General features: G+C 72.3%; 16 protein-coding genes and 1 pseudogene. 6 read left to right on the plus strand and 11 right to left on the minus strand.

What is annotated here, in order from left to right:
* Positions 1-48 precede the first annotated feature (48 nt).
* The 6 genes from IG90_RS0130415 to eccD form a co-directional block, all read right to left on the minus strand.
* The gene (locus IG90_RS0130415; protein ID WP_030591582.1) at positions 49-3,606 is read right to left on the minus strand and encodes an AAWKG family protein; all 3,558 of its coding nucleotides are present in this window, start codon (positions 3,604-3,606) and stop codon (positions 49-51) included.
* A 53-nt stretch (positions 3,607-3,659) separates the two neighbouring features.
* On the minus strand, positions 3,660-4,136 hold the full coding sequence (locus IG90_RS0130420; protein ID WP_030591585.1) for a type VII secretion system-associated protein: 477 nt from the start codon (positions 4,134-4,136) through the stop codon (positions 3,660-3,662).
* Between the two features lie 151 nt (positions 4,137-4,287).
* A complete protein-coding gene (locus tag IG90_RS0130425; protein ID WP_030591588.1) occupies positions 4,288-4,596 on the minus strand; it encodes a WXG100 family type VII secretion target in 309 nt (102 codons plus the stop codon).
* Between the two features lie 91 nt (positions 4,597-4,687).
* Positions 4,688-5,023 carry a hypothetical protein gene (locus IG90_RS0130430; protein ID WP_030591591.1) on the minus strand — a complete coding sequence of 112 codons (336 nt, stop codon included), beginning with the start codon at positions 5,021-5,023 and terminating at the stop codon, positions 4,688-4,690.
* Between the two features lie 443 nt (positions 5,024-5,466).
* A complete protein-coding gene (eccB, locus tag IG90_RS0130435; RefSeq protein ID WP_030591594.1) occupies positions 5,467-7,011 on the minus strand; it encodes a type VII secretion protein EccB in 1,545 nt (514 codons plus the stop codon).
* Positions 7,012-7,056: 45 nt separating this feature from the next.
* A complete protein-coding gene (gene eccD / locus IG90_RS0130440) occupies positions 7,057-8,463 on the minus strand; it encodes a type VII secretion integral membrane protein EccD (RefSeq protein WP_030591597.1) in 1,407 nt (468 codons plus the stop codon).
* 401 nt (positions 8,464-8,864) lie between these two features.
* Here eccD and eccCa point away from each other — a divergent pair, with 401 nt between their 5' ends.
* Entirely contained in the window at positions 8,865-12,896 is a 4,032-nt protein-coding gene (eccCa, locus tag IG90_RS0130445; RefSeq protein WP_233436122.1) for a type VII secretion protein EccCa, read from the plus strand.
* A gap of 46 nt (positions 12,897-12,942) precedes the next feature.
* Here the strand turns inward: eccCa and IG90_RS0130450 are convergent, their stop codons facing one another.
* The 4 genes from IG90_RS0130450 to IG90_RS0130465 form a co-directional block, all read right to left on the minus strand.
* A complete protein-coding gene (locus IG90_RS0130450; RefSeq protein ID WP_030591602.1) occupies positions 12,943-14,193 on the minus strand; it encodes a S8 family serine peptidase in 1,251 nt (416 codons plus the stop codon).
* Entirely contained in the window at positions 14,190-17,501 is a 3,312-nt protein-coding gene (locus IG90_RS0130455; protein WP_030591606.1) for a right-handed parallel beta-helix repeat-containing protein, read from the minus strand. Before IG90_RS0130455 ends, IG90_RS0130450 begins: the two co-directional genes overlap by 4 nt.
* A gap of 114 nt (positions 17,502-17,615) precedes the next feature.
* Entirely contained in the window at positions 17,616-18,839 is a 1,224-nt protein-coding gene (locus tag IG90_RS0130460) for an RICIN domain-containing protein (protein ID WP_030591609.1), read from the minus strand.
* Entirely contained in the window at positions 18,836-19,564 is a 729-nt protein-coding gene (locus IG90_RS0130465; protein WP_411572653.1) for a type VII secretion system-associated protein, read from the minus strand. Before IG90_RS0130465 ends, IG90_RS0130460 begins: the two co-directional genes overlap by 4 nt.
* 285 nt (positions 19,565-19,849) lie before the next feature.
* Between IG90_RS0130465 and IG90_RS0130470 the strand changes: the two genes are divergently transcribed.
* The 4 genes and pseudogenes from IG90_RS0130470 to IG90_RS47170 form a co-directional block, all read left to right on the plus strand.
* On the plus strand, positions 19,850-20,848 hold the full coding sequence (locus tag IG90_RS0130470; RefSeq protein WP_030591615.1) for a mannose-binding protein: 999 nt from the start codon (positions 19,850-19,852) through the stop codon (positions 20,846-20,848).
* A 19-nt stretch (positions 20,849-20,867) separates the two neighbouring features.
* On the plus strand, positions 20,868-21,203 hold the full coding sequence (locus IG90_RS0130475; RefSeq protein ID WP_030591618.1) for a putative T7SS-secreted protein: 336 nt from the start codon (positions 20,868-20,870) through the stop codon (positions 21,201-21,203).
* A complete protein-coding gene (locus IG90_RS0130480; protein WP_030591621.1) occupies positions 21,191-21,673 on the plus strand; it encodes a hypothetical protein in 483 nt (160 codons plus the stop codon). The genes IG90_RS0130475 and IG90_RS0130480 overlap by 13 nt, the downstream gene beginning before the upstream one ends.
* Before the next feature lie 54 nt (positions 21,674-21,727).
* A pseudogene (locus IG90_RS47170) lies at positions 21,728-21,814 on the plus strand (IS21-like element helper ATPase IstB); the annotation flags it as partial.
* A 61-nt stretch (positions 21,815-21,875) separates the two neighbouring features.
* On the opposite strand, the gene IG90_RS0130485 reads toward IG90_RS47170, so the two are convergent.
* Entirely contained in the window at positions 21,876-22,241 is a 366-nt protein-coding gene (locus tag IG90_RS0130485) for a nuclear transport factor 2 family protein (RefSeq protein ID WP_030591624.1), read from the minus strand.
* A gap of 448 nt (positions 22,242-22,689) precedes the next feature.
* Between IG90_RS0130485 and IG90_RS0130490 the strand changes: the two genes are divergently transcribed.
* Positions 22,690-23,079 carry a hypothetical protein gene (locus tag IG90_RS0130490; protein WP_033894786.1) on the plus strand — a complete coding sequence of 130 codons (390 nt, stop codon included), beginning with the start codon at positions 22,690-22,692 and terminating at the stop codon, positions 23,077-23,079.
* Positions 23,080-23,275: the final 196 nt, after the last annotated feature.

Here is a 23,275-nt window from a genome sequence, read left to right on the forward strand (position 1 = left end):
CGCGTCCTGCCGGTGCGTCCGGGCCCGGAACAGGGCCCTGACCGCCCGTCACCTGCCGATGACGGCCGGGGTGCCGCCCTCCTCCGTGCCCCACACGTCCGCGTCCTCCTCCAGGTAGTCGGCGGAGGTGGCGGGCCTGCGCTCCTGCTCCGCCTCCTCCTCGGGGGAGTTGCCGCCGGTGGTCGTCACCCGGGAGGCGGGGGCCAGGAAGGTGTCGTTGTCCTCCTGACGGTTCCAGGGGCTGCGCCTGCGGCGGTTGCGGCGCTCGCTCTCCTCCGCCGCGTCGACCAGGACGGCGCGCACGCGCTCGCCGTTGCCCTTCTCACCGCCCGCGCCCATGCCTCCCATGCCTCCGCCCATCGGCATACCAGGGCTCCCCGGCGTACCCGGGGCGCCGGGAGCTCCCGGGCCGCTGCCCCCGGCCCCGGGGGTCGCCGCGCCGGCCGAGACGCTGTCGGAGAGCGGGGCGACCTGGCCGGGGGTCTCCGAGGACGAGAGGCCCGCCCCGGGGAGGCCGCCGCCGGAGGGCCCCGCGCCGGCCTGGGCAGCGCCGAGCCCCAGCTCGGAGAACGAGACGTCCCGGGTGGTGGTCCCGCCCCCGCCCCCGCCTGCGCCGGCACTGCCGCTGCCGCCGAGTCCTTCGAGGGCGTCGAGATCGAGGCCCCGGTTCCCGTTGACACCGCCGAGGTCCCGGTTCCCGTCGAGGTCACCGAGGTTGCCGAGATCACGGCTCTGGCCGAGGTCCCGCAGGTCGTCGAGGAAGTCCGGACTCCCATCGTTCCCGCGCGAGTTGAGCTCGTCGAGGGTGGCCGTGTCGGTCCTGCCCTGCGGGTCGGTGACGGTGGTGATGCCGGTGTCGGGGTCGATGGAGTGACTGGAGCCGTCGGGGAAGGAATTGACGAACCGGCCGTTGTCCAGCGAGGAGACGGAACCGTCCGGGTTGGTCACGTCGGCCCCGTGGGTGAGGTCTGTGGTGACCCTGGAACCGTCCGGAGCGATGCTGGTGAGCAGCCCCGTGTCCGGGTCGAATACCGCTTTGCCGCCGTCCGGGAAAGCCGTGGCGAAGTCGCCGTTCTCCAGTCCGGTCGCGCTGCCCGTGGAGGACGTGAGGCCCGCGCCATCGGAGTTGAGGTTCCCGAGGTCGCCCAGGTCGTTGACGGTCCCCAGGTCGCCAAGGTCGCCCAGGTCGTTGACGGTCCCCAGGTCGCCGAGGTCACCGGGGGACTCCGTGGGCAGGTCGGCGTTGATGTTGCCGAGGCCCCCCAGGTCCCGAAGGCTGCCCAGGTCCCCCGGACCCCCCGTCCCGTTCCGCTCGTTGAGGCCCCCGAGGCTGCCGAGGTTCTCGGTGGTGACCGTGCCGTCGGGCGCGGTGGAGGTGGCCTGACCGGACCTCGGATCGACGACCTGCGTCGTACCGTCGGGGAACGTCGTGGTCAGCTTGCCGTCGTCGCCGAGAGAGGTGACCGAGCCGTCCGGGTTGGCCACCCGGACGCCGTCGCCCAGGTCCTGCGTGGTGACGCTCCCGTCGGGGTGCGTGGTGGTGAGCAGCCCGCTGTCCGGGTCGAAGGAGGTGCTGCTGCCGTCCGGGAAGTCGGTGGTGAGGCCGGAGCCGTCGAGCTGGGTCGAGCCGCCGGTCGGAGTGTCGAGGGAGCCGCCCGCGCCGTCGTTCAGGTTCCCGAGGTCGCCCAGGTTCTGGGTGATCGCGTCGTTGGCCGCGTCCGCGGGGTTCTTCGTGTTGCCCGGGCCGTTGAGGCTGCCGAGGTTGCCGAAGTTCTGGCTGCCCGGCAAGGGCCCGCCCAGCGGCGCCTGCTGGTTCTCGCCGTCCGGGTTGTTCACCTCTCCGGGGCTGCCGAGGCTCTCGGATATCGCGTTGCTCACGTCGTCGGGGTTCGGGCTGTTCCCGTCGCCGGAACCGGGGGCGTTGAGACCACCGAGGTCACCGAGGCTCTCGGTCACCGGGACGTCCTGCTTGAGGTTCAGCAGGTCGTCGAGGTCGCCGAGGTTCTCGCCCCCGCCGCCGGGCCCGTTGATGTTGCCGAGGCTCTCCTCCATCTGCTTGGCCTGCTCCTCGGCCTCCCGCTCGGCCTCCTCCTGCTCGCGCCGCTGCTCCTCCCGCAGCTCGTCCGCGTACCGGCGGTCCTCGTCACGCTGGTTGTTCTGTTCCTCGCGCAACTCGTCCTGGAGCTTCTTGTCCTCTTCACGCTGGAGCCGCTGTTCCTCACGCAACTCGTCCTGGAGCTTCTTGTCCTCCTCACGCTGGAGCCGCTGTTCCTCACGCAACTCGTCCTGGTACCGGCGGTTCTCCTCGTTCTCCTCTTCGAGCTTCTCCTTCTCCTCGTCCAGTTTCTTCTTCTCGTACTCCTCGCCGGCCGTGCTGGTCGACTTGGGCTCGGGCACGTTCTCGGTGAAGTCGTCGGACAGCGAGAGGAACTGGTTGTTGAGCTTCGACTGCACCTCGCGTGCGGGGGCGACGAGAAACTCGTCGACGGCGCGGCTCCAGATGTCGACCGCCTTGTCACCGACCTTCGCCCAGTTCGCGATGTCGTTGAGGTCTCCGTAGTCCGGGTGCACCTGGGTGAAGCCGGCCTGCGGACGGTGGGTGATCGACGTGTGGTACCGGGTCGAGTACGACGTGATGTCCGTCTTCGCCACGTTGTTGCTGTCGACCCACTGGGCCAGGTCGTCGAGGACGTAGCGCAGCACCCGGTGAGGGTCGTAGTAGTCGGACCGGGCCCAGATCAGCCACTTGTCCAGCAGGGTCCTGGCCGCATCCTCCAGGTGAGTGCGGCCCAGGGAGAGCGCGCGGGAGTAGACGGTACTGCCGGTGCCGTTCTGGTCTCCGGTGCCCGCCGTGTTGTTGAAGGTCTCCACGTAGTTGTCGTAGTTCTCGCGGACCTTCCTGATGAGGCTGATGAAGACGTCTGCCGCCTCGCCCTTCCAGCTGGCGTCGTCCCGGCCGAAGCGGTCCTCCCACTCCTTGAGCAGCGGTGCCTGGTCCTTGAAGAACTTGGCCGCGTAGTCGAAGGACTCACCGGTGCTGTTGAAGGTGTCCAGCTCGACGGTGCCCTTCTCATCGGCCCCCTCCCCGCTGAAGCGGCCGTCCCCGCTGTTCCCCCGCAGCAGGGCGAGGAGCGCCGCCCGCGGCCCGTTCATGTACCGGGCCAGCGGGATGGTGCTCATCTTGTCCTTGTTGTAGTCCGTGAACTCGTTGCCCTCACGGACGACCACGTTCTCGACGTCGGTGGAGTCGGTACCGGCGAAGACGGTCTCGTCGCCCGACTTCACGCGCCCCTCGAAGACGATCCGGGCCTGCTTGATGGAGCTCTTCTTGCCGCTGTCGAAGAACCAGATGTCGTAGTCCTGGCCCTTGTTCTGCAGAAAGCCGGAGTCCTTGACGAGCAGGCCGAGGCTGCGCTCCTTGATGTCCATCCGGAAGAGCTTTCCGCCGTGGTCGGAGCGGAGCTCGTCGAAGATGGTGGAGCGGTCGGGCACCGGGTAGCCGGTGATGTGCGTGACGAGTTCGGCCCAGTTGTCGGAGGACGCCCCGTCCGTCTCCCTGTACTTGTCGACGTTGCCCTTGGATTCATCGTCGTACTGGTCGGCCACCGGGCGCCCTTCTGGTCATGTGTCGTCCTCGCCGCCGCTGCGCGCGGGTCGTGCTACTTCGCTTCCGTGCCCGTGGACCCGCTGGTGAGCGTGTCGACCTCTTCGAAGGTCTGGAGCAGCGTCTGGGCGTCGATCGCGTCCAGGTTCTTGTTCTTGGTCTTCTCGGCCTCCTCGATGGTGTCGGTGAGGGCCTCCTTCAGCTCCTTGAAGAGGTCCATCTGGTCGCCGAGCAGCTTGTCGAGGGCCGTCGCGGCCGTGGTGACGCTCTCGATCAGCGTCGGTCCCGAGATCAGCTTCTCGGTGTTCATCAGCCCGAGCCGCAGGATCTGCTGGTCCTGGCCGAGGTTGTCCGGTGTCGTGTAGCCCTTGATGAGCTGGCCGAGGGGCCGGATGTGGGCCTCGCCCTCCTCACCGCTGCCGTCCTCCCGGTGCTGCTTCGCCTTGGTGTACACCGGGTGCACCTCGTTGTCCCGGAAGTTCTCCATCTGCTTGAGGTCAAAGTGCTTGACGTCGGCCTTCTCACCGGCCATGAGGCGTCCTCCTGCGGTCGGAGCGGAACAGGGTAGAGGGAAACGGGGGCGGGGCTGGGTGCCGCTTCGGCGGCCTCCCGGGTGGGGCGCACGCGCGAAGGCCGGGGCCCGCCCTCCGTACCGTACGGACGGAGGTGAACCCCGGCGGGGACTATCGGGCGCGCACGCCGCCCCAGTTGTCGGCGCTCCTGCGCTCGTCGCGGGAGTGGTTGTCGTGGATGCTCTGGACCAGCTCACCGCTGTCGCCGAGGAGCAGGGCCATGTTCTTGGTCGCCTGGTCCCACTCGGCCTGGACGTTGCGGTACATCTGCTGGTCGTCACCCTCCCATGAGGTCACGAGCGGCTTGAGCTCGTCCTCCAGGTTGTTGAGGGTGGTGATGATCTGCTGGGTCTGCTGCTTCAGTTCCTCGATCGCGTTGCGGACCGTGGAGTACTGCACATCGATGATGCCGTCGGCCATGACATCTCCTCTCAGGTGGCCGGGCCCCTGGGCCCGGGGGTGCTCACAGTTTCCGGCCTCCGCGAACGGGGCCGGTGCCGCCGGGGACGGGTCAGCGCAGCGCCTCGAAGACGCCCTGGCTGGTCTTGCTGTTGAGCACCTCGGTGAGGTCCTGGTTCTCCTTCGCCAGCCGGTCGGCGGACGTCACGTTCTCCTGGAGCGCGTCGACCATCTTGCTGATCTGCACCACGACCTTCTGCGCCTCGCCGTTCCAGCTGCGGAACAGCTTCAGCAGGGCCTGGCCCTCGTCACCGCCGACGCCCGAACGCGCGGCGATCTCGGCGACGTTGTTCTGGACCTTCTCGACCGCGGCCCGGGCCGACTCCAGAGAGGAGACACCTCCCAAGCCCTTGGCATAGTCCGCCCGCCTCTGGCCACTGTCCGCCATGTCGCGCTCCCTTCGTTGAGTGACTTCTCATCGCACCGTTGCCCGCTGAGGCTAAAGAGAACTCACCGTCCGCCGCAACGTATGCAGGGAAGATTTGAGCATAGTTCCGCGCGTCAGAATCGTTACATGCCAACGGAGTTGTCCGAAGGTTTCCACGAAATGAACGCGACCCACCCGCCGGCCGCCCGTACCGGTCGATGCGGACGGAAAACGGGCAGCCGGAGAATCCGAACGGTCATCGAGGCGGCCCGTTTCCGCTACCGTGCGCCCCTTTCGCAGGATTCCCCGGAGGGACGGCCGGTCAAATATCTGAGCTTTTTCTGAGGTTTCCCTCCGCGTGCGGACCACGCCGAATTCTCCCCCGCCGGCGCCGCGTCACGTGCGAAGTTCCACTCCCCCGCCCTTTTCTCTTTCTTCGCCACCGTATGGGGGTTTTGCCTGGATCATGGCCGGGAGTCGACTGTCCCGGCCGCGCCGGGAGCATCGCACTTCGGGGCGGTGACCCTGGGCTCCGCGGCGCCGGAGGCGGCTGCCGGATCGAGGTCCGCGCCGGTCGGCAGAGCGGCGAGCAGCGGTGCGGGTACCGAGCCGATGTCCCCCTCCGCGTACCCGAGTGCCGCCAGGGAGTCCTTGGCGGAGACCCGGTACTTCACGCCGTTGTCCGCGACCAGGTAGGTGGTTCCGGCGTGTGCGGCGCCGCTCGCGTGCAGGGCCCGGACCAGGGCGCCGTGCCCGGGGCGTACCACCGTGGCGTCCGTCCGGGCACAGGCCGCGACCAGCGGCTGGGCAGTCCCCTGCGACACCGCGACGGGGGCGAGCCCGGTCAGCGGGACCAGCACCGGCCTGATCCGGGCGCCGCCGTCGCCGCCGTCCACCTGTGCGCAGAGCGCGGTGCCGCGCGGTGCGGACTGCGGGACGGGCGGCGTACGGGGCAGGTCCCCGGCGGCGGGGCCGGCGGGGGCCGTCTTCTTGGCCCCGTGCGCACGCAGCGCGTCCGCGCCGACCGCCCGGGCCTCGGGTGAGCGCCCCTGGTAGGCGTCCTTCTGGGTGGCCGGGTCGCCCAGAAGGAGGGCGGCCTCGAGCCGGGACAGCGGCACCAGCCCGTCCTTCCGCAGCAGGTGGTACGTGCTGCCGCCGCCGACCACGCTGACCTCGAAGAGCTGGCCGATCCTGCTCGGTTCGCCGCCGAGGACCGGCCCCTCGCCTCCGCGCCCCGGCACCTCGGGCGGCTTCAGGGCGGGGCCGGGGGCCAGGGCGTCGAGGAAGGCCGCCGATACCGGCATCGCCCGCTCGGAGCCGTAGCCGAGGGCGTTACGGGCGTCGGAGTCGGGGTCCAGCGCGAGCCGGCTGCCCCGCCACACCAGGTACTCGGTGCGGTCCGGGCCCTGTACGAGCACCCCGCGGTCGGCTCCGACGCCCTGGGAGTCCATCGGCGCCCCGGCGACCAGGGTGGTGGCCCCCGGCCGGTCCACGCCCGCGGCCGCCACGGCGCCGGAGGTGCTGGGCAGTGCGCCGTCCGGTCCGGTGACGCACATGTGCCAGGCTCCGGCGTCGAGTTGCCCGGGCCCGGGCAGGGTGTCCGGGGCGCCGGGGATGCCGGCCGGGGACCCCACGGGGACGTCCCGCAGCGAGGCGGTGGAGACGTCCACGGCCTTGAGGTCGGACCCGCCGATCAGCCGCGCCGAGGCGAAGTTGCGTACCGGGTGCAGGACCCCGTCGGCGCCGGTCCACAAGTAGCGGGCGCCGGTTTCGCGGTTGACCACCAGGTGCTCACCCTTGCGCCAGGTGTCGTTCCCGCCGGGGCGCAGCAGCCCGTAGACGGTGGTGCCCGCGCCGATCAGGACGGTCACCAGCAGGCCGAAGACGACGCCCCGGGTGGTGCGGCCCAGTGGGCTCTCCGGGGCGTCCGGGTCGGCCGTCAGCAGGCCCGAACTGAGCCTGCCCATCATGAAACCGTGGGCCTGGACCTGGTCTCGCTTGGACTGCACAGCCTCTCCTCAACTCGTTTCTGGTGGACCGGCGTACGGGGGTGCTCAGCCGAACAGGCCGCGCAGCCAGCCGAAGAGGCCCGCCACCCACAGGGTGAGCGGGAGCAGCGCGACGGCCAGGCCGGTGTGCGCCAGCTCCGCCGCCCGGCCCCAGTACGGCAGCACCCGGCGGCCGGGCACGATCCAGGAGGCGGTCACGAGGACGGCCGCCGCGGCGAGCAGGACCCCGAAGACCACCACGCGTCCGTCCGCGTCGCTGTCCACCGCCCAGGCCCGGGCGAGCAGCAGCAGCCCCCAGATGCCGGGCACCGCCAGGGTGAGGCGCTGGCCGATGTGGACCAGGCCGCGGGAGTGCAGGAGCAGCAGCAGGGTCAGCGCGAGCGCGGTGAGCGTCTCGGGGAGGTCCGGGTGCTGGGCGAGGACGGTCAGGGCGGCGGCGGCGATGGTGCCGGTGGCGGCGAAGAGCGCGGTGACCCAGCGCCCGGCGAGTTCGGTGCGCTCGGCGACCTCGTCGCCCGCGTACGGGTCGATGCCTTCCTGGAGCTGTCCGGCGGAGGACGGCAGTGCGGGCATCCGCATGCCGGCCAGTTTGAAGGCGAAGGGTGCCACGGCCCCGGCGGCGAGCGCGACGACCGTCGCCACCAGCGCCACCGCGGCCGCCGCGTCCAGGCCCGTGTAGCCCATCAGGGCCCCGGAGACCGCGGTGGCCACGGCGACCACGGCGGTGGCCAGCAGGGCGGGGGCGCCGACCGCGGTGGCGGCGAGCGCGAGGACAGCGCCGCCCGCCGCCGCGGCGCCGGCCGCGAGCAGCCGCGCCCCCGCGACCTTTGCCGCGTCGGGGCCGGAGAGGTCGCCGCCGGGCAGCACCCAGCCGACCAGCGCGAAGCACGGGGCGACCAGCAGGGCGAGCGCGGTGGCGGAGAGCCGGTCGCCGACCGCCCGGCTCGCGGAGCCGGCGCCGGCGAGGAGCAGCAGTCCGGCCACGGCCGCGAGGGCCGCCCGGGTGGTGGCGGAACCGGTCACTCCCGGCCGGAACACCAGCAGGAGGGCGGCCACCACGGTCGCCACGGCGGTGCCCACCAGCAGGCCGCGGGCCGCGCCGGCGTGCCAGGTGTGCAGTCGGCGGCCCACCGTCTCGGCTATCCCGTCGACCAGGTCGTCGAGCCGCGCCTCGGGGAGCGCCTCGGTGTGCGGGCGCAGATGGAGCACGGCTCCGTCGGCGAGCCCGGCGCGGGCCAGGGTGGTCTCCTCGTCGAGCGGGGCGTCGCCGAGCCGCTGGAGCACCCAGCCGGCGTGGTCGAGCCCGGCCTCCTCGGCCTCCTCCCCGACGTACCGCAGGAGGGTGGGAAGCAGATCGGCGACCGGTACGTCGGCGGGCACGGCCAGATCGATGGTGACGCTCGGCGCACGTACGGTCAGGCGGCACGATTCGGCCACCGCACTGTCGGTCATCAGCAGAACTCTCGTCTTCCGTGCAGGCTTTGACAGAGGACTTCCCCGCGAGAGGGAATGTGCGAACAGTACGGAAAGTCCGCGCGGCCGTGAACCGGGGGGCCGGGCAGGGCAAATGTGCCTGCACACCCGGCGACCGCCCCTCCCGCGTGGACAGGTCGCGTTCCGTGAATGCAGACTACTGCCTGCGGCCACCGGTCGTGCTGCGGGCCGGGCCACGAATCCGGTAGGTGGTTGGCCATCACGGAAGTTGACCGCCCCGCGCTATCCGCTCGAGACATTCACCCGGCGTTCATCGGGGCGTGCACCGCCCCGGGAATCAGCCTGGTGCGGTCTTTCCCCCTGCCGGGTACGCCGGTATTCGGCGGGCCGGAAAGTCAGTGAACCGGAGGTTCTGTTCCTTGAGTGTCGTGCTGTTTCGCCGCCCGGCCCGCAGGCGCGGGCCGGAGATGCCCGAGGGGCAATTGACCCTCCAGGAGCCGCCCGTCCTCGCCGAGACGGTGCCCGACACCTCGGCGGTGTGGACCTACCTGCCGATGGCGCTGATGTCAGTGTCGATGATGCTGATGTTCCTGCGCCCCGGCGGCGGGAACGGCGTCTTCATGTATCTGGCGATGGGCGTCATGGCGCTCTCCGCCGGTGCCATGCTGCTGGGGCAGCTGATGCGCCGCTCCAGCGAGCGCAAGCAGCGCCTGAAGGGCGAACGCCGCGACTACCTGCGCTACCTGGCCCAGACCCGCAAGCGGGTGCGGACCACCATCGCGGAGCAGCAGCGGGCGCTCGCCTGGCGTCACCCGGAGCCCGCCTCGCTCCGCTCGCTGGCCCGCACCTCCCGGCTGTGGGAGCGCCGCCCGGCCGACGAGGACTTCGGCGAGGTCCGGCTCGCGGTCGGTGAACAGCAGCTGGCCCTCACCCTGAACCCCGTCTCCACCCGCCCGGTGGAGGACCTCGAACCCCTCTGCGCGCACGCCCTGCGCCGCTTCATCCGCGCCTACTCCACCATCCCGGAGCAGCCGCTGGGGCTCTACCTGCGCTCCTCGGCCCGGATCCTGCTGCGCCCGGAGGAGGCGCCGGACGAAGGGGCCGCGGAGGCTCCCGGGGCGAGCGGCGAGGAGCCGGAGGGCCTCGACGCCGTACGCGCCCTGGTACGGGCCGTGCTCGGGCAGCTCGCGGTGTTCCACGCGCCCGAGGAGCTGTGGATCGCCCTCTGCGTCAGCGACGAGCGGCGGCCCGACTGGGAGTGGGTCAAGTGGCTGCCGCACGTGCTGGATCCGCACGAGGAGGACGGCGCGGGGCAGGCGCGCCGGATCACCGCCGACCTCACCGAGCTGGACGACCTGCTCGGCGCCGAGTTCGCCGAGCGCCCCGGCTTCGACCCGGACGCCCGCCCCGGCCGTGACGAGCCGTACACGGTCGTCGTGCTGGACGGCGTCACCGTCCCGGAGGGCCACCGCTGGGAGGGGCACGGCTACCGCAACGCCCTGATCCTCGACGCGTCCGGGGCGCTGCGCTGGCGGCCCGGCCGCAACACGCTGCGGCTGACCGTCGGGCCGGACCGGGTGAGCCTGGTGCGTACCGACCGCAGCCGCAAGGAGCGGTCGGTGCCGCTGGGCGTTCCCGACCGGCTCGGCCCGCTCGGCGCGGAGTCGCTGGCCAGGCTCCTCACTCCGCGCCGGATGAGCCTCGGCGCCGACATCGCGCAGCCGTTGGACACCGACGTCGAGCTGACCACCCTGCTCGGCATTCCCGACCTGCACCGGCACGAGCCGCAGACCCTGTTCGACCGGCACTCCGGCTCCGGCCGGCTGCGGGTGCCGATCGCGGTCGGCGTGGACGGCCGCCCGGTCGAGCTCGACATCAAGGAGTCCGCGCAGGGCGGCATGGGCCCGCACGGCATGCTCATCGGCGCCACCGGCTCCGGCAAGAGCGAGCTCCTGCGTACCCTCGTCCTCGGCCTCGCCCTGACCAACTCCTCCGAGACGCTCAACTTCGTGCTGGTCGACTTCAAGGGCGGTGCCACCTTCCTCGGCCTGGAGGAACTCCCGCACACCTCCGCCGTCATCACCAACCTCGCCGACGAGGTCGCCCTGGTGGAACGCATGCAGGACGCGCTGCACGGCGAACTGATCCGCCGCCAGGAGCTCCTGCGCTCGGCGGGCAACTACACCTCGGCCCTGGAGTACGAGCGGGCCCGCGCCGCCGGGGCGGACCTGGCCCCGCTGCCCAGCCTGTTCGTGGTGGTCGACGAGTTCAGCGAACTGCTCTCCACCCACAGGGAGTTCATGGAGCTGTTCGTGATGATCGGCCGCCTCGGCCGCTCGCTGGGCGTGCACCTGCTGCTCGCCTCGCAGCGCCTGGACGAGGGGCGCATGCACCAACTGGAGAGCCACCTCTCGTACCGCATCGGGCTGCGCACCTTCTCCGCGATGGAGAGCCGCGGTGTCCTCGGTGTGCCCGATGCCTACGAGCTTCCGGCCGCGCCCGGCAGCGGCTATCTGAAGTCCGGGGTGGAGGCCCTGACCCGGTTCCGTGCCGCGTACTCCTCGGGGACGTACCGGCGTCGGACCGGTGCGGTGGTGCAGGCCAGGGTGGCCAGCCAGGTGGTGCCGTGGACCAGTGGCTGGGTGGTGCCCCGCACGCTGGAGACCCCGCCCGACCCGGAGCCGGAGACGGAGGAGGCCGAGGACGAGGAGGCCCTGCTCGACGTGGCGCTCGACCGGCTGCGCGGCTCCGGGCCGGCCGCCCACCAGGTGTGGCTGCCGCCGCTGGACGAGCCGTCTCCGCTGGACGCCCTGCTGCCCGGCATCGCGCCGGACGAGGCGCGCGGACTGATCGCCGCCGGCTGGCCCGGCGCCGGCCGGCTGCGGGTCCCGGTCGGCCTCGTGGACAAGCCCTTCGAGCAGCGTCGCGACCCGCTGATCGTGGACCTCTCCGGAGCGGGCGGCCACGTCGCCGTGGCGGGTGGTTCGCAGAGCGGCAAGTCCACGCTCGCCCGCACGCTCATCGCCGCCCTCGCGCTCACCCACACCCCGGCGGAAGTCCAGTTCTACTGCCTGGACTTCGGTGGCGGCGGGCTCTCCCAGCTCGCCGCGCTCCCGCACGTCGGCGGGGTCGCGGCGCGGCTCAACCCGGAGCGGGTGCACCGGGCGGTGGCCGAGGTGATGACGCTGCTGGCCCGTCGCGAGCAGTTCTTCGTGGATCACACTCTCGACTCCATGCAGTCCTACCGGCGTCGCCGGGCCGCCGGGGAGTTTCCCGACGAGCCGTTCGGCGATGTGTTCATGGTGGTCGACGGCTGGTCCACGGTCCGCCAGGACTACGACGACCTGATCCCGAAGTTCAACGAACTCGCCGCCCGCGGCCTCAACTACGGCATCCACCTGATCATCACCACCACCCGCTGGGTGGAGCTGTCCGCCCAGGTCCGCGACCAGGCCGGCACCCGTCTGGAGCTGCGGATGGGTGACCCGATGGACTCCGAGATCGACACCCGCAAGGCCCGTTCGGTGCCGCGCTCCGGCGGCCGGGGCATCACCGCCGACAGCAAGATGCATTTCCTCGCGGGCCTTCCCCGCCTGGACGGCAGCGGCTCCCTGGAGGACCTCGGCGACGGCGTCGCCCACCTGGTCGCGGAGATCTCGCGGCACTGGCAGGGCCGTCCCGCCCCCCAGGTCCGGATGCTGCCGCACCGCCTCCCGCTCGCCGAACTGCCCGCGCCCGAGGCAACGAAGGGCGGCGGCATGCGCCTCGCGCTCGGCCTCGACCAGGACGCCCTGGAACCGGTCTGGCACGACTTCAGCCGCACCCCGCACCTGATCGCGGTGGGCGACACCGAGAGCGGCAAGACCAATCTGCTGCGTCTGATCACCCGGGGCATCACCGCCCGTTACTCCCCCACGGAGGCGAAGATCATCGCGGTGGACTACCGCCGCACCCTGGTGGACGCCGTCCCCGAGGAGTACCGCATCGGGCACGTGATCTCCCTCGACAACCTCAACGAGACCATCGAGGGCGCGGCCCGCGCGATGAAGACCCGCGTCCCGGGCGCGGACATCGCCCCGGCCCGGATGCGCCGGTGCGACTGGTGGACCGGTCCGCGTCTGTTCATCCTCGTCGACGACTACGACATGGTCTCCGGGAACTCCTTCCAGAGCCCCTTCGAGCCGCTCTTCGAGAGTCTGACGCTCGGCTACGAGATGGGTCTGCACCTGGTCGTCGCCCGCAGCGCCATGGGCGCGGGCCGCGGTCTCAGCGACGGCCTCATCCGCCGCCTCGACGAGGCCAACAACCCGGCCGTCCTGCTCTCCTGCCCGCCCACGGAGGGCCGTCTCTTCGGCAACGCGAAGCCGCTCAACCTGCCGCCCGGCCGGGCCCTGCACATCGCCCGCCGCAAGCCGCGGCTGATCCAGACGGCGCTGGTGGAGGAGGTCTGAGCGTACGGACGTGCGGCGCCCTCCCGCAGGAGGGCGCCGCACGCGTTCATCCCTTGCCCGGTGGGCCCGCTTCCGCCGGGCGCCAGCCCCGGGCACGGGCCCGGGAGAGGGCGAAACCGGCCCAGAGGACGGCGAGGACACCGGCCGAGCCGAGGAGGACGAAGAGGGTGGCACGGCCGGTGGCGCGGTCGGTGCCGGAGGTGTCGCGTACGGCCACGGTCTCGGCGGCGGGCTCCGCACCGGCGGCGGGCGCGGCGGAGTCGCCGAGGACCGTGGTGACCGCGGCGTAGGCGTCCAGCTGGGGAATGTCGGCCGGGTAAGCGGTCGCCGTCAGCCGGCGGGTCACCGCGCCGGCCGAGTCCTCGGGATGGGTGGCGCGGACGACCGCCGCGGCCCCGGCGGCGTACGCGGTGGCCACCGCGACGCCTCCCCCGAGGTAGTGCCCGGTCCCGCGCGGCCCACCGGAGACCACCCCGGCGCCGGGAGCGGCCAGGTCGACGGTGCCGGTGGGAAGGGCGCTGTCCGGGCGGGTGCCGGCGGGCAGCATGTCGGCGACCGAGAGGACGCCGGGTTCGCCGGCGGGCCAGTAGGTACGGGAGGGGATCTCGTCGGCGGAGCCCCGGGCCGGCGGGTCCGGGGTGGCCGCGGCGACGACCACCGCGCCTGCCCGGTGGGCCTCGGCGACCGCCCTGGTCAGCGCCTTGTCCCGGCGCGGCAGGGCGACCGCGACCGCGATCACGCCGGCCCGGGCCTCGGCCGCCTCGCGCACCGCCGCCGCGACGAGGCCGGCGCTGGGCTGCCCCCGCCGGTCGGTGCCGCGCAGGGCCAGGATCTTCGCGTCCGGGGCGACTCCGGCCAGCCTCGGGATGTTCCCGCCGGTCCCGGCGATCAGCCCGGCCAGGAACGTACCGTGTCCGACGCAGTCGTCGGCGGCGGTGCCCTCGGCGGTGACCCGGCCGTCGAGCCCGGCGGCGTCCGGGTCGACCCCGGTGCCGATCAGTGCGACGGTGACGCCCGCCCCGGTGGAGTGCTGGTGCAGCCGGTCCAGGTCGAGGCGCTGACGCGACCAGTCCTGCTTCTTCGCCTTCTCCTCGGAGGCGGGGGTGCAGACCACCTCGTCGGCCCGCGGGTCGAGCGCTGAGGGCATGCCGGGCAGTTCCTGGCCCTTCTTCCCGTCGGCCGCGGGAAGGGCCGTCGGTGTACGGGCCAGGGACGTGGCCTGGGCGGGTACGGCCACGGGCAGCATCAGGGCGGCCGCGAGCCCGGCACCGTACAGCAGGCGGGCGGGCGGCCTCATCGGGGGGCCACCTTGGGTGCTGCGGCCGTGACGTCCGCCGGGAGGAGGACGCGCAGGTCGTCCAGGGTGGGTGCGGCCAGCGAACTGAGCCGGCCCGCCTGGCGGGTGACCATCGACTCGACGACCTGGCGGGCCAGACGGGCGTTGCCGAAGGAGCGGTCGCGGGGCAGCGCGTCGAAGTACTCCTTGAGCAGCGGCCCCGTGCCGGGCCCGCACTCGTACCCCATGTTCGCCGCCTGGGCGCGCACGATGGTGACCAGTTCCTCGGAGGAGTAGTCGGCGAAGGCGATCCGGCGCGGGAAGCGGGAGGAGAGGCCCGGATTGGAGGCGAGGAAACGCTCCATCTCGTCGGTGTAGCCGGCGACGATGACGACGACCTCGTCGCGGTGGTCCTCCATCAGCTTCAGCAGGGTGTCCACCGCCTCCTGGCCGAAGTCGGCGCCACCGCCGCGCGGGGTGAGGGTGTACGCCTCGTCGATGAACAGCACCCCGCCGCGAGCCCGTTCGAAGACCTCGCGGGTCAACTGCGCGGTGTGGCCTATGTAGCGGCCGACGAGGTCGGCGCGAGCCGCCTCGATCAGCTGGCCGCGCTCCAGGACGCCGAGCTGGGTCAGCACCTCGCCGTAGAGGCGGGCGACGGTGGTCTTGCCGGTGCCGGGCGGGCCGGTGAACACCAGGTGGTTGCTGAGCGATGGGACGGGCAGCCCTGCGGCGGCGCGGTGCCGGGCGGTGGTGATGAGGTTGACCAGGTCGGCAACCTCGCGCTTCACCTCGGCCAGGCCGATCATGTCGCCGAGGCGGGTGAGCGGGTCGTCGGCAGGCGCTGCGGTCTCGGCGGCCGACGCCGCGGCGGTGGCGGAGACGTCGTCGGGCAGCAGCAGCCGCAGATCGCGCTCGCTGACCTGTGGTTGTGCGGAGAGCCGGACCGCCTGCCGGTCCACCATCTCCTCGAACACCCCGCGCGCGGCACGGCCGTTGCCGAATCCGGCGTCCCGGTCCATCGCACCGAAGTGCGTGGCCAGCGCCTCGGCGGTGCCCTCACCCAGCTCGTACTGATGCTGGGCGCACATGCTCTCCATGATCGCGACCAGGTCGGCCACCGAGTAGTTCTCGAACTCGACGGTCCGCGAGAACCTGGACGCCAGGCCCGGGTTGGAGCCGAGGAAGGAGTCCATCTCACGGGAGTAGCCGGCCGCGACCACCACCACGTCGTCGCGGTGGTCCTCCATGAGCTTCAGCAGGGTGTCCACGGCCTCGCGGCCGAAGTCGGCGCCGCCGTTGCCACTGTCCGAGGTGAGCGTGTACGCCTCGTCGATGAACAGCACCCCGCCCAGGGCCCGTTGGAAGGTCTCGGAGGTCTTGATCGCGGTGCCGCCGACGACCTGGGCGACCAGGTCGGCGCGGGAGACCTCCACCAGGTGGCCGCTGCGCAGCGAACCCAGCTCGGCCAGGATCGACCCGTAGAGGCGGGCGACGGTGGTCTTGCCGGTGCCGGGCGGGCCGGCGAAGACCAGGTGTCTGCTCATCGGCGGTGCGGGCATGCCGAGTTGCTCACGGCGCTGGGCGAGCTGGGTGAGGTTGACCAGGGTGCCCACCTGCTGCTTGACGTTCTCCAGGCCGATCAGCGCGTTGAGGGCGCCGAGCGGGCCGTCCGCACGGTCCGGCGGGGGCGCGTCGGCCGCGCCGGAGCCTGCCGGGTCGGTGTTCTCGGCGCTGCCACTGCCCCAGGCGTCCCGCTTGCCGTTGCCGACGCTGTTCAGGCCCTCCACGGCGAGCCGTTCGCCGGGTGCGGTCTGCACCAGGCCGCCGCCCTCGTTCTCCCGGGCGGTGCAGTTGACGAGCGAGACGGGGGCGGTGGACTCCACCCGGAAGCCGTCCTGGGCACCGCCGCCCGCCTCGCAGCCGCTGAGTGAGGCGAGCGCGCCCTCGCGGAGGAGGAAGCCGTGGCCCTTGGGGGCGTGCACCGAGGTGCGGTTGGCGGTCAGCTCGCCCCCGGCGGCTACGACCACGCCCTCCTCACCGGATATCTCGACGCGGAAGTCGCGGACGGTGACGTTGCCGCCGTCCTCGACGACCAGGCCGCTGATGGCCGGGTCGGAGACCCCGCCACCGGCCAGGTAGAGGGTGGAGCCGGAGGCCACCCGTACCCCGGCGCCCTTCGGCCGGACGATCTCGCAGTCCTCGACGCGGCCCCGGGCGTCCCGGGTGGCCACGATGCCGTCACCGGCGGGCTCGACCAGCCGGGCCCGGCGCAGCAACGGGCTGGCGCCGCCGAGCACGGCGACGGCGGGCGAGGAGCCGATCACCTCCAAGCGGTCCAGCTCGGGCGCCGAGTCCTCCTCCAGGAGCAGCCCGGCCCCCTCGCAGTCGCGGACGGTCAGCCCGGTCAGCGCCGGGGAGGACGCCCCGGCGACGCGCAGCGCCGCGCCCTGCGCCCCATCGACCCAGCAGTCCTCGAAGGTGCCGCGCGCCCGGTCGGTGACGACCACGCCGTGGCCGCGCACGCGCGAGACGCGGCAGCGGCGCAGTACGGGGTCGGTGCCCCCGGCCAGGGCGATCCCGTTGCCGGAGGCGCCGGTGACGCGGACGTCCTCCAGGGTGGTGCGGCCCGCGCTGCTCAGGTGCACGCCGGTGCTGGTGTCGTGCACCACGGTCCGGACGACCGAGACGGCGGAGTTCCCCTCCAGGGCGATGGAGGGCTTGTCGGTGGAGGAGACGTCGCAGTCCTCGACGGTGCCACGGGTATCGCCGTTGGCGAGCAGGCCGTTGCCGCGGGCGCCCCGTACCGTGCAGTCGCGGATGCGTGCCTCGCCCTGTTCGGCGAGGACGATGCCGCTGGTTCCGAGGTGTTCGAGCGTGCAGGACTCGATGGTGGTGGGTGTGGTGGAGGTGACCACGATGCCCGCGCCCTGCGGGTTGCTCACCCGGCAGTCCCGCAGCGCGAGGGAGCCGGTCCCGCCGGCCAGCATCGCGGTCCAGGCGGCGCCGACGACCTCGCAGCCGTCGAACGCGGCCTGCCCGCGCCGCACGTCCACGGCGGGCAGCTCGGCGTCGCCGCCGCGCAGGGTGAGTTCGCAGAGCATGACGGCGTCGGCGCGCAGCGCGACGACGCTGCCCGAACGCGGCCGGATCTCCACCGTGCCCCGCCCCTCGGCGGCGGTGAGGGTGACCCGGGTGTGGATCACCAGGTTCTCCGCGTACGTTCCGGGCCGGACGCTGATGAGCGCACCGGTACGGGCGGCGGCGAGCGCCTCACCGATCGTGGAAAAGCGGTCCTCGGGGCCGACCGTCAGTACCTGGCGCGACACGCACCAACCTCCTTGCTACGGCGGCGTCCTCGACGGACGCCCCTCTTCGCCGGGGACGCGGGCCGGCGGCCCGGCGGTGCCATCATGCCTCGCCCGGGCACCCGGGCGACAAGGTCAGACGCTCCACTTCTGGTTGTCGAGGCCCGTGCAGGTCCACAGGATCAGATAGGTCTCCGGTCCCCTGCTCCGGCTGTGGTCCGGGATGTCGACGCATTTGCCGACGGCGGTGTTGACCAGGTCGTGGGCATCGTTCAGGGCGAACTTCTGGGCGTCGGCCCCGTTGCACCAGGCGATCTGGATAGGCGTGCCGTCGTTGAAGTTCGCGTTGGCGACGTCCAGGCACTTGTCCTTGACCCGGATCGTGCCGTCGGAGGCGAAGCGCCACTTCTGGGCGTCGGCGCCGTTGCAGTCCCACATGAACAAGGGCTGGCCGTCGTTGAAGTTGTGGCCGGGGACGTCGATGCAGCGGCCGGAGAGGTGGCTGCGGAAGGAGACGGGCCCGCTGAGGGTCACGGCGGGCGCAGCCTTGGCGGGCCGGCTCTTCGCGCCGCCGTCCTTCTCCGGCTGCGCCTCGGGGCTGTCGGCCTTCTTGGGCGGGTTCCCCGGGGTGTCGTCCGTCTTCGACGCGTCCTTGTCCGTGCCCGACGCGGGGGCGGCCAGGGGAGTCTGCCGCACGGGCTCGGCGGGCTTCCGCGGCTTCCCCTCGTCGCCCTTGCCGTCGCCCGGAGGGCTGGTCTCGGGCGCGGTGACGGCGAACTCGCCCGGCGCCTCCTGCCCACTCCCGTCCAGCACGGTCCCGGCAGCCGCCGTCGACGGTTGTTCGGGCCCCTTGTCGTCGTTCCCGGCCAGGACGAGGAAGGGCACGGACACGAGCAGTGCGCCCGCGACCGCGGCCCCGGCGAGCACGGCCTTGCCCGGCCTCCCGACGGGCCCGGCCTGCGGCTGCGGCCGGTCGATCGCGGTGGCGGTCATGGTCCGTACGAGGGCGGGGAGCCGGCTCTGCGCGGCGGCGGAGGCACCGTGGTCGGGAGCGGGGTCGGCGTCGGGGGCTCCGGGCCCGGCCTCGGGGGTATCGGGCCGGGCCTCGGAGGCCGCGGACTCCGGCGGGGCGGCTTCGGGGCCGGCGGTTCCGGGCGCGGCCTCGGGGTCCTTCCGCTCTGCGGACCTCTCGCTCTCGGGAGCGTCCGGGGCAGGCACGGCGGCCGTATCGGGCACAGCAGATGGTGCGGAACCGACGGAGGCGGCGGGGGCGGCGCTCTCGGCCGTCCCTTCGCTCTCGGCGCCGGACTCCGCGCGAGCCGCCGGGGAGGCGGGGGTCTGCTGGGACGAACGCGTCACGGGGTCCTCCCTGTGGTGTTGTGAGGCCAGGGTTCGGCCGAGCTGTGGTCGCCCGTCCCGCTCACGGGTCCGAGAAGGCTCTCGGCCGGGACGAGCAGCGGAGCCGCGGCCCCGGCGTTGACCATCAACTGGGCGTCGGAGGCCGTCAACGACCTGGCCAACTCCCTGGCGGGAAAGCTGTCATGGTGGAGTGCCGAGGACATGAACGCATGGGTGGGCGAGGTGAACAACAGCATCACCGGCGCCCCGTCCCGCCCGGCGGCCGTGAGCGGCCCGCCGTCCGGCCCGCGCACGACGGTGACCTCCGCGTCCGCGAGAGCCTCCAGCGCCGCTTCCACCGATCCGTACCCGGTGGCGGCCCGCTGCGCCGCCGCGTCCACCGGATCGGTGGGCTCCGGCCACCCGAGAACCCGCGCCGAGGGCCGGTACGCCGGGTTGGCGCGGTACTCCCCGACGCCCCCGTCTTCGTCCGACCGCCACTCCCCCAGCACAGCCCACTGCGGCGGCGTCCGCTCCTCGGCCCACTCCGGGTCGACGATCCCGACCCAGTGCCCCGGAGCCCGCCGGGCGGCGTCCTTCACGGCATCGGGCACCAGGGAGGCATCGACCACCTCGGTGCTCCCGGAGCCGGGCGCCCCAGATCCTTCGGACGCTCCGGAGGCACCGGAAACGCCGAACGGAACACCCTGTCCGCCCACTTGCCGCTCTCCGGGCCGTATCTCCACCTGAACTCTTGGCTCCGTACGCATTCTTGAGCGCCGAACGGCACACGCTCGCCGCCGACAGCGATCAGATCGGGGAGCCACCAGGATGTCACACGAGCACCGCCCACGGGGCTCGGCCCCGGGTCCGTATCGGCCTCCCACGTGCCCGTTTGCTGCCCGAACAGAGAACTTTCCGGGACCAGTGAGGCGTGGGAGGACAAAGCGCCGGGGGGAGTTCGGGGCGGGACACCGCCGCCGCCACCACGACCGGCTACGTTGGGCGCGCCACCCAGGAGGAGTCACCGCATGTCCCCCGAGCACCCCACCCCCGGCACCGACACCGCGGCAGCCACCGCCCGCGCGGAGGAGTCCGGCGCCCCGCCCCCACCGGCCACCACCCCGGCGGCACCGACGCGGACCCCTGCCCCGACGACGAAGGCTGAGTCCGCCCCGACCCCGGCCGGAGAGACGGCCGCCGCCCCGACCGCGCCCTCGGCCACGACGGAGCCGGCCGAGACGCACCAGGCGCCCGAGGCCCGCGCAGAGGGCCACGGAGTGGCAGCGGCCATCGCCACGACGCCGGAGACCCGGACCGTCACCGCTGTCGACAAGGGACGCCCCCGCACACCGATCCTGGCGGGGGCCGCGTTCGTCGGCGCCGCCCTGGTCGCGATACCCGTGCTGCTGATGGGCAGCGCGAACGACGAGGAGCCGCGGAACCCCGCCACCACCCCGGTCGCGGGGAGCGCCGACACGGTCCTCAACCCCGAACCGGCTCCGGCGGCCCTGGACGACTACGTGGCGGTGAAGCCCACGCCGTCCCCGTCCCCGACGGAACAGAAGAACAAGATCGCCCCGCCGAAGGCCGCACCCGCACCCGCATCCGTGGCCCCCTCGCCCGCGCCCCGGACGAGCGCCCCCGCCGAGAAGCCCAAGGCCTCACCGAAGCCGAAGCCGAAGCCCAAGGCGGCCTCGAAGCCGAACTGGGGCAGCCAGACGGTCTCCGCGACCAGCTCCATCGGGGTCGGCCAGTCCTGGGCCACCAACCGCATCCGCATGACGATGCAGCAGGATGGCAACCTGGTCGTCTACAACGAGCAGAACAAGCCGATCTGGGCCGCCATGACCTTCGGCGAGAACCACCGGGCGATCTTCCAGCCCGACGGCAACCTGGTGATCCACAACGGCGACGACCGAGCCATCTGGGCCTCCAAGACCCATGACTTCGGCGGCGCCCGGATGGTCCTGAGGCCCGACGCCAAGGTGGTCATCGTGCACAACGGCAGGGTGGTCTGGTCGACCTGACCGGTGTGGCGTACTCCTCGTGGCTGAAGGGTGGGCTGCCGACGCGCTGCTCACCGCGGTGCACAGCCGACCGCCGAAGTGGTTCACCGGTGCCGCCGCTCGCGAGAAGGCGGCCGGCGCGCCGGAGGCGTGCGCGGGCACCGTCGCCTGGGCTCAGAACCAGGCGCAGTCGACGTTCGACGTGTGGAAGGAAGGTGTCAAGGACTCCCAGCAGGGGGCCGACGGCCACCGCAACGGATCGACGACTGCAACAAGGCTGTCCAAGGCCTCCCCCGAGACCTACGCCGGCGGACAGCTGAAGGCGTATCACGTGCCCGGCAACGGCATGAGTGGAATGAGTTCATGGCTGCAGTGATCACCATGCTGGAAGAGCTCAGGGGCCCCGCCCCACTGACCGCCGAAGCTGCGGCGGCGCGGTTCTCGGCTCAGGGGTGGACACCCGGGAGCAAGATCCGTGACGGCGTGGAGAGGTCGTGGGACAAGGGCAGCGTCGGGGGCTGGATCCAGACGTTCGGCGGTGGGGCGGTCAGCGTCTCGTTCTTCGTCTGGATCCGCGACGTCGACGAGTCGGGCTACTTCGACGACGTGGAAGCCGTCTACGCGCAGGGGGAGCAGGCGCTGGCCGACTTCCTCCCCGAGATCGAGGAATCCCCTCTCGCCGGCCACCTCGTCGAGGCCGAGCAGACGGACGCCGACAGGGACGAGTTCATCAAGCTGAAGAAGTGGACTCTCGACGCCCGGATCCTGACCGCAGGTGTGATCCAGCATGACACCGATCTTCCGGTGATGGTCATGGTGGTGCTGGAGGAGCCCGGCATCACCTGACCCACCGCCGCGTGTCGCGGTGGTCCCGCCGTTGGGCGCCGTCGAGCCGTTTTCACCTTCGACGGGACGGTCATCGAGACCGGCACCGACTCCTGCCGACTCGCCAGCACCCGCGCGCGAGGGGAAGCGCCGGCCACGGCCGGCTGGAGCCGCCCGACTCGGCTGGGCGACCGCCGCCCGCGCGGGCGGCGATCCCACCCACTCAACCGGTCGGAGTGGCCTGGTGGAAGTACATCCGCCAGCCCGTCTCCGTCAGGCGCCACACAGAACTCCGCCAGGCCCGACGGCCCTGGTTGTCGGCGAAGTACGTCAGATGAACGATGCCGGGAGCGAGGACGGCTCCGGCCATCTCACTCACCTCGACCGGAGACTCCGGGGCCACCGAGCCGCCGCTCGTCACCGTGAGGATCGACGCCACGTCCCACCGGCGCCCGGAAGCCCCGATCTCGGTGAACTCCGGATCCAGAAGCTCCAGGACACGGGCCGGGGAAGCACGCACCTCGGGATCGAGAAGCCGCATCTCCCCATCGATGGCTGCCTGCACGGCCCGCTCACTCTCATCCGTCATGCGCAAACCCTACGGACGCTGCTTGCCAAGGCACAGCGAAATGATCACTCGATGGCGGCGACGGCACGGCGCCGCCGTGAAAACCCGCGCACATCTCTCGGCGGAGGTATCACCAACTGCCACCGGAACTCATGCTGTCAAGGAACGCGACCACCCCTCTCCACCGGCCATGCTGTCAAGAGGTCGCCGCGGGCAGCGGGAGCGAACACCGTTGCAGGTCAGCGCGCGTACGCATCCGCTCCGAGCCCGGCGCGTACGCCGCCCAGGGCAAGCGGTGAAGAGCGGATCCGGGTCGGCGCACGGACACCGAGGCGCACCCCGGTGCCTCGTACGAGGCACCGGAAGGCCGGAGCGCGGCGTCGACGAGTCTCCGTGACGCGTGGGGAGGCCGGGCATGGGCGGATGCCGGTCCGCTCCGACGCGCGAGCCGCTGCTAGCGTGGCGAAGCGTGGATGACGGCGTGTACGTGGGCAACGCGGGCAAGGACGCGGCTCTGGACCGGGGGTGGCTCCTCGGGCACTTCAAGGACGTGGACGATCCGCGCCACAGCCGAGCTGTGGAGATCAAGTGGGGTGTCCACCCCCGCGGCGACGAGCGAGCACAGTGGGTCGAGGACGAGCGACGGACAGCCCTCCTGGTCCTCATCAGCGGGCGCTTCCGGGTCGACTTCCCCGGCCACAGCGTTCTTCTGCAAGAGCAAGGTGACTACGTCGTGTGGGGACGGGATATCGGTCACTCGTGGTTCGCCGAGGAGGAGTCGGTGCTGCTCACCGTTCGCTGGCCGTCGGTGCCCGGCTACGCGGTGCCGGAAATGAAGCGTGGCCGGCTGCCGGGCTAGGGTTGCCGACCCGCGCCGTTCGGGTCGAACCCGGCTGCCGCCGTCCGGTGCGATCACCTTCGAAAAGCGGGCGCTCCTCTCGCGCCCGCGGACCGGGCACCACCGTGCACGACGTCAAGCCGGTGGACGCCCCCGGCTCCGCCCTGCCCGATACCGCGACCGGGCGGAGCCGGGGCGTTCCTCCCCGAGTGGCCCT

The organism is Streptomyces anulatus (assembly GCF_000721175.1).
GTDB classification, from domain to species: Bacteria; Actinomycetota; Actinomycetes; order Streptomycetales; family Streptomycetaceae; genus Streptomyces; species Streptomyces anulatus_C.

What these genes read in the sequence shown, in the direction of transcription:
- IG90_RS0130420 (WP_030591585.1), bottom strand. Translation starts at nt 4,136, where the DNA reads ATGGCCGGTGAGAAGGCCGACGTCAAGCACTTTGACCTCAAGCAGATG.
- IG90_RS0130425 (WP_030591588.1), bottom strand. Translation starts at nt 4,596, where the DNA reads ATGGCCGACGGCATCATCGATGTGCAGTACTCCACGGTCCGCAACGCG.
- IG90_RS0130430 (WP_030591591.1), bottom strand. Translation starts at nt 5,023, where the DNA reads ATGGCGGACAGTGGCCAGAGGCGGGCGGACTATGCCAAGGGCTTGGGA.
- eccD (WP_030591597.1), bottom strand. Translation starts at nt 8,463, where the DNA reads ATGACCGACAGTGCGGTGGCCGAATCGTGCCGCCTGACCGTACGTGCG.
- IG90_RS0130450 (WP_030591602.1), bottom strand. Translation starts at nt 14,193, where the DNA reads ATGAGGCCGCCCGCCCGCCTGCTGTACGGTGCCGGGCTCGCGGCCGCC.
- IG90_RS0130470 (WP_030591615.1), top strand. Translation starts at nt 19,850, where the DNA reads ATGTCCCCCGAGCACCCCACCCCCGGCACCGACACCGCGGCAGCCACC.
- IG90_RS0130480 (WP_030591621.1), top strand. Translation starts at nt 21,191, where the DNA reads ATGGCTGCAGTGATCACCATGCTGGAAGAGCTCAGGGGCCCCGCCCCA.
- IG90_RS0130485 (WP_030591624.1), bottom strand. Translation starts at nt 22,241, where the DNA reads ATGACGGATGAGAGTGAGCGGGCCGTGCAGGCAGCCATCGATGGGGAG.